Below are 6,316 nucleotides of genomic sequence, written 5' to 3' on the forward strand. Positions count from 1 at the left end.
ACGCTCCCGCCCGCGCCACCGCGCGTACGCGGAACGCTCACGCCTGCGCCGCCGCGCCGGCGTCACGACGGCGCCGGTAGTGGCGGGCCACCCGGGCGCGGTTTCCGCAGTCCGCGGAGCACCACTCCCGGCGTGGGTGGGAGCGCACGAAATACAGCACGCAGCGCGGACCGTGGCAGGCCCGCAATTCGGCCCGGTCGGGTCCGGCGAAGAGGCGCGCGCCTTCCTCCGCGACGCGCGACAGGATCCGCGCGGGCGGGGTGCCGTTCGCGACCTCCGCGCGCATCGGCACGCCGGCCCCGGTCCACCTCAGCGCGGACCAGGAAGGGGCGTACGCGCAGGCCTCGTTGACGGCGGAGACCGCCGCCGAGAGGGGATCGGCGACCGGGCCGGTGTCCCGCGCGGCCCGTGTGTCGCCGGTGGTGACCGCGGCGAGGTACCGCAGCGCGTCGCGCAGCTGCCGGAACCGCCGGAGTTCGTCCTCCGAGGGGTCCGACAGCTGCGCGAGGGACGGTCCGCCGGCCGGTACGAGGCGCGGCTGGACACCGCGCAGCCAGGCCGCGAGACCTTCGGGACGCGTCAGCTCGTCGTGTACGCCGTCCCGGCCGGCCCAGATGGTGTTCATCAGCTCGACCGGCAGGGGCTCGCCCAGCAGCGGAGCCGCTGTGGGCGGCGGAGACGCGGACGTACCGGGCCGAATGCTCACCATACGGACGACTGTAATGCGAGCCCTAATGGCTGTCGACCGGAGTAAGCGTGTGGATCCGGCATGTGGATCCAGCTGAGGGAGTCAGCGCCGACGCAGCAGCATGATCACGACGATGACGACCAGGATGACGACGACTGTTCCAACACCTATGTACATCTGAGACTCCTTGCTCGTGAATCCGCCGAGTGCGGTTCGGGCCGGCGGGGCCGGCCGTATGCCGGCCTTCCGGGCCTGGGAACCGGGTACCCCGTCGATCGCCGTCCAGCGGTCGACGGGGTGAGACGGACACGACACTCCGGTCCGGCCGGGCGGCGGCGCCGTATCCCGGGCAGTGGCGCCGCGTCCCGGGCAGCGGCGGCACCCCTCCCGGTCAGGGGTGGCGGCGCCGCACCTGGGTCCACTCCGCGAACCACCAGACGAAGGCGACCAGCACCGCCCACGGCAGCGCGTGCGTGACGGCCGTGGACCAGGGCAGCTCCCCGCGGAACCGCTCCACCCCGGCCGTCGCGGCCCAACTCGCCAGCAGGACCAGCAGGATTCGGATACGTCTGTGCTTCAGCATGACAACCCGCTACCCAAGATCACGGGCGGGACTCCCCACGACCGGCCCCGGCTCCTGCCGGCCCTCGTCCCAGAGAGCGGTGCTGTACGCGCCCACGAGTGCCCCGACCCGGTCCAGCAGTTCGCCGGCCGGCAGGCCGTCCACGCGCCGCCCGTCCCGCAGCCGCAGCGCCACCGCGTCCCCCGCGGCCTCCCGCGCCCCGATCACGGCCTGGTACGGCACCAGTCTGGCCGCCCGGACCCGCGCGCCCAGGGTGCCGTGCTCCGGCCCCGACACCTCCGCCCGCAGCCCCCGCTCGGCGCATCGCTCCACGAGCCGTTCCGCCGGCGGCAGTTCCGCGTCGGAGACCGGCAGCACCACGACCTGGGTCGGCGCGAGCCAGCCGGGAAACGCGCCGTCGTGCCGCTCCACGAGATGCGCGACCGCCCGCTCCACACTGCCGATCACACTGCGATGGATCATCACCGGCCGGTGCCTGGCCCCATCGGCGCCGATGTACCGCAGATCGAACCGCTCGGGCTGGTGGAAGTCGACCTGCACGGTGGACAGGGTCGACTCGCGCCCCGCCGCGTCGGCGATCTGGACGTCGATCTTCGGGCCGTAGAACGCCGCCTCGCCCTCCACCGCCTCGTACGCCACACCCGAACTGTCCAGGACCTCGGTCAGCAGCGCCGCCGACCGCTCCCACATGGCCGGATCGGCGACGTACTTCCCGCCGGGCCCCGGCAGCGACAGCCGGAACCGCGCCGGGCGGATGCCGAGCGCGTCGTACGCCCGCCGGATCAGCTCCAGCGCCGCCCGCGCCTCCTCGGCCACCTGGTCCACGGTGCAGAAGATGTGCGCGTCGTTGAGCTGGATCGACCGTACGCGGGTGAGACCGCCCAGCACCCCGGACAGCTCGGAGCGGTACATGCCGCCCAACTCGGCCATCCGGAGCGGAAGTTCACGGTAGCTATGGGCGCGGGACCGGTAGATCAACGCATGGTGCGGACACAGACTCGGCCGCAGCACGAACTCCTCCCCGCCCAGCTCCATCGGCGGGAACATGTCGTCGCTGTAGTGCGACCAGTGCCCGGAGATCTCGTACAGCTCCCGCTTGCCCAGCACCGGCGAGTACACATGCCGGTAGCCCGCGCGCCGCTCCACGGCACGGATGTACTCCTCCAGGGCGTGCCGTACGGTCGCGCCGTCGGGCAGCCAGTACGGCAGGCCGGCGCCGATCAGCGGATCGGTGTCGAACAGGTCCAACTCGCGGCCGAGTCGGCGGTGGTCATGCATGGTCGTCTCCTCGCTGGTACGGAGCGAATGACCACGCGACGAAGCCCCGGGGCACTCGCCCCGGGGCTTCGAACTGGATCAGCAGTCAGCGCGCCGGGACACTCTCCGGCGTCGTCGTCATCGCGGCACGCTTCATGGAATCGACGGTAGAGCGCGACCCGCGCCACGGCAACCGCATTTCTCACGGGCACCACTTACCACCCGCGTCCCGCGAACACCTTCTGTCCTAACCCTGGACACCTGCCGAGCGGTCGTGCTGTCATTCCGCTGCGGACACTTTCCAACGTTGTAATGCCGGGACGAAACCCCTTCCGCCCCCGTCCGCGCGAGGACATCGAGGACTTCCATGAGACGAAAGCCCGCCGCCCGCCCAACGCTGCGCTCCCGCCCCCTGATCCGCTCGCTGCTGCTCGCGGTCGCCCTGCTGCTGCCGACGACCGGATTCGCCCCGGGCGCGACCGCCGCGGACACCGCGCCCGCCGCCGCCCCCGCCGGCGAGGTGCACGGCCTCAAGGGCGAGTACTTCAGCATGTCCGCGCCCGGTGCGCGCGACTTCGCCGACCTCGGGGGAGTGGCCCTCGACCCGCAGATCGAATTCCCGGGCCTGGCCTCGACGTTCGAGTCCCTGACCGGCCGCGCCGAACACACCACCGCCCGCTGGACCGGCCGTGTCGAGGCCCCCGCGAGCGGCGACTACACCTTCTACGCGACCGGCGACAACGGCTTCCGCGTCTGGATCGGCGACAAGGTGGTCATCGACCACTGGGAGCCGGACTGGGACAAGGAGCAGACCAGCGCGCCCGTCACGCTCAAGGCCGGTGAGCCGCAGGACATCCGCGTCGAGATGTTCCAGGACATCGGCGGCGCGAACATGTTCCTGCGCTGGTCGGGCGCGGGGACCGAGAAGCAGATCGTCCCCGAGTCCGCGTTCACCCCGCCCGCCGACTTCGAGATCTACCCGGTCTCGCCGACGGTCGGGAAGGACGGCCGGCGGATCCGCGCGACCTTCGAGGAGAAGGTCGGCGGCACGATCGCCGCGCTGAGGGACCATCTGAAGATCGAGGTCGACACGACCCCGATGCCGGTCTCCTCCGTCGCCCGCACCCCCGGTGACCCGTACTCCCTCACCGTCACGCTGAAGGCGCCGATCCAGCGGGACCAGCGGGTGAGCTTCCGTTACGACGGCAAGGGCGGCCTCCAGGCCGGCGGCGAGACCGTGCCGGAGATCATGCGCACGGCGGCCAACGAGTCCACGCACCGGCTCACCACCGAGTGGGGCGACAAGCTCGACCGGGACAACCCGCTGCCCGAGTACCCGCGTCCGCAGCAGGTGCGCGACAAGTGGCAGAACCTGAACGGGCCTTGGCAGTTCACCGGCGCCGAGAAGGACGAACAGCCCGTCTTCGGCAAGGACCTGGACGAGAAGATCATCGTGCCGTTCCCGGTCGAGTCGCAGCTCTCCGGCCTCGAACGCCACGAGGACCACATGTTCTACCGCAAGCTCGTGACCGTCCCGGCCAACTGGCAGGTCGGCAGCGGCAAGCGGCTGAAGCTCAACTTCGACGCCGTCGACTACGCGACCCGCGTCTGGGTCAACGGCAAACAGGTCACCCAGCACACCGGCGGCTACACGGCGTTCAGCGCCGACATCACCGACGCGCTGAAGAACGGCGGCAGGGGACCGCAGGAGATCGTGGTCGCCGTCACCGACACCAACGGCCCCAACCAGCCGATGGGCAAACAGTCCACCGACCCCGGCGGCATCGTCTACACCCAGTCGTCGGGCATCTGGCAGACCGTCTGGATGGAGCCGGTCGCCACGGCGGCCGTCGACGAACTCGTCACCACACCCGACATCGACAGCCGCACCCTGGCCGTCACCGTCAACTCCGCCAAGGCCTCACCCGACGCCAAGGTCAGGGCGGTCGCACGCGACGCCCGGGGGAGGATCGTGTCGACTGTCACCGGCCGCCCCGGCAGCGAACTGCGTCTGCCGGTCAAGAACCAGCGGCTCTGGACCCCGGACGACCCGTACCTGTACGACCTCGACGTCACCCTCACCGACGGCCGGTCCACCGACCGCGTCGACAGCTACTTCGGTATGCGGTCGGTCGGCATCGAGAAGGTCGGCGGCTACCAGAAGCTCGTACTCAACGGGAAGCCGGTCTTCTCCCTCGCCATGCTGGACCAGGGATTCTGGCCCGACGGCCTCTACACCCAGCCCAGCGACGCGGCACTCGCCTTCGACCTCAAGGCCCAGAAGAACCTCGGCTTCAACGCCGTACGCAAACACATCAAGGTCGAGTCGGCGCGCTTCTACCACCACGCCGACAAGCTCGGTCTGCTCGTCTGGCAGGACTTCGTCTCCAGCGACATCACCAACGAAGCGGGACAGAAGACCTTCGTCGACGAGGGCAAGCAGATGATGCGTCAGCTGCACAACGCACCCTCCGTCATCGGCTGGATCGTCTTCAACGAGGGCTGGGGCGAGTGGAACCGCGAGGAGACCGGCCGGATCGCCGAATCCGTGAAGCAGACCGACCCCTCCCGAATCGTCAACGCCCACAGCGGCGTCAACTGCTGCTCCTCCAAGGGGGATTCGGGCAAGGGCGAGATCATCGACCACCACGACTACGTCAACAACGACGCCCCCTTCCCCGACCACCGCGCGGCGATGGACGGTGAGCACGGCGGCTTCACGCTCCGCACCCCCGGGCACATGTGGCCCGGCCCGCCCGCCGCGATCTACAGCGGGGTGGCCGACAAGGACGCGCTCACCGCGAAGTACGTCCAGAACACCACCGACTTCTATCTGGAAGCGGCCGGCGCGGAACTGTCGGGCTCCGTCTACACCCAGGTCAGCGACCTGGAGAACGAACTCAACGGCTTCTACACCTACGATCGCAGGGAGATCAAGATCGACCCGGCGCGCGTGCGTGACATCAATCTGAAGGTCATCAAGGCCGGCGCGGAAGCGGGCGAACGCGACGAGTTGAGCGGCGGCGGACACTGGGCGCTGGACGAGGGGAAGGGCGCCACGGCCAAGGACAGCGGCCCGAACGCCAAGGCCCTCGGCCTCGTCGGCGGCTCCACCTGGACGACGGGCGTCAGCGGCTCGGCACTCGCCTTCGACGGCAACGGCCAGTACGCGCAGACCGACGGCCCGGTCGTCGACACCACCAAGAGCTACTCGGTTTCCGCCTGGGTCACGCTCGACGCGCTCCCCGGCAACTATGCGACGGCGGTCAGCCAGGACGGCCGGCGTACGGAGAATCCGTTCTATCTCCAGTACGGTCAGGGCGCGTTCGCGTTCAGCACCCCGGGCGGCAACCGCGCGCGCCTGGTGACCGAGCCGGAGACGGACCGCTGGTACCACCTCGTCGGAGTCCGTGACTCGGCGTCGGACGACATCACGCTGTACGTCGACGGCGTACCGGCCGCGACCGTCGCGGCGGGGCCGGTCGATGTGAGCACCGGACCGCTGTCGCTCGGCCGCGCCAAGTACGACGGCGCCAAGGGCGACTTCTGGGACGGATCGATCGACCAAGTGCACGTCTACGACACGGCGCTGACGGACAGTCAGGTCAAGAGCCTGCACGCGGAGGAACAACCGCGGTAGCGCGGGCACACATCGACGTGGTCCCCGGTGAGCCGATCGCTCACCGGGGACCACGTCCGCGTATCCCGGGGGGGGGCCGGGGGGGCCGGGGGGGGCCCCGCGCCCGCAGCCACCCGGCGGACCCCACCCCGTGGGGCGGATCCCGCGC

General features: G+C 70.5%; 4 protein-coding genes. 1 reads left to right on the top strand and 3 read right to left on the bottom strand.

Going from position 1 to position 6,316, the window contains the following annotated elements:
• Nucleotides 1-37 precede the first annotated feature (37 nt).
• From ACFYNU_RS34335 to thrS, 3 genes are all read right to left on the bottom strand, one after another.
• The gene (locus tag ACFYNU_RS34335; protein ID WP_356589131.1) at nucleotides 38-709 is read right to left on the bottom strand and encodes a CGNR zinc finger domain-containing protein; all 672 of its coding nucleotides are present in this window, start codon (nucleotides 707-709) and stop codon (nucleotides 38-40) included.
• Nucleotides 710-1,079: 370 nt separating this feature from the next.
• On the bottom strand, nucleotides 1,080-1,271 hold the full coding sequence (locus tag ACFYNU_RS34340) for a hypothetical protein (protein WP_356589133.1): 192 nt from the start codon (nucleotides 1,269-1,271) through the stop codon (nucleotides 1,080-1,082).
• A 9-nt stretch (nucleotides 1,272-1,280) separates the two neighbouring features.
• Nucleotides 1,281-2,549, bottom strand: a complete 1,269-nt coding sequence (gene thrS / locus ACFYNU_RS34345) for a threonine--tRNA ligase (RefSeq protein ID WP_388768336.1) — start codon at nucleotides 2,547-2,549, stop codon at nucleotides 1,281-1,283.
• 346 nt (nucleotides 2,550-2,895) lie between these two features.
• On the opposite strand from thrS, the gene ACFYNU_RS34350 reads away from it, so the two are divergent.
• Complete coding sequence (locus ACFYNU_RS34350) at nucleotides 2,896-6,168, top strand: LamG-like jellyroll fold domain-containing protein (RefSeq protein ID WP_356589135.1); 3,273 nt, start codon at nucleotides 2,896-2,898, stop codon at nucleotides 6,166-6,168.
• Nucleotides 6,169-6,316 lie beyond the last annotated feature (148 nt).

The sequence above is a fragment of the Streptomyces sp. NPDC006643 genome (assembly GCF_042870175.1).
In the GTDB taxonomy this organism is placed as follows: Bacteria; Actinomycetota; Actinomycetes; order Streptomycetales; family Streptomycetaceae; genus Streptomyces.

Coding starts and splice junctions, on each gene's coding strand:
- thrS (WP_388768336.1), bottom strand. CDS start 2,549: ATGCATGACCACCGCCGACTCGGCCGCGAGTTGGACCTGTTCGACACC.
- ACFYNU_RS34350 (WP_356589135.1), top strand. CDS start 2,896: ATGAGACGAAAGCCCGCCGCCCGCCCAACGCTGCGCTCCCGCCCCCTG.
- ACFYNU_RS34340 (WP_356589133.1), bottom strand. CDS start 1,271: ATGCTGAAGCACAGACGTATCCGAATCCTGCTGGTCCTGCTGGCGAGT.
- ACFYNU_RS34335 (WP_356589131.1), bottom strand. CDS start 709: ATGGTGAGCATTCGGCCCGGTACGTCCGCGTCTCCGCCGCCCACAGCG.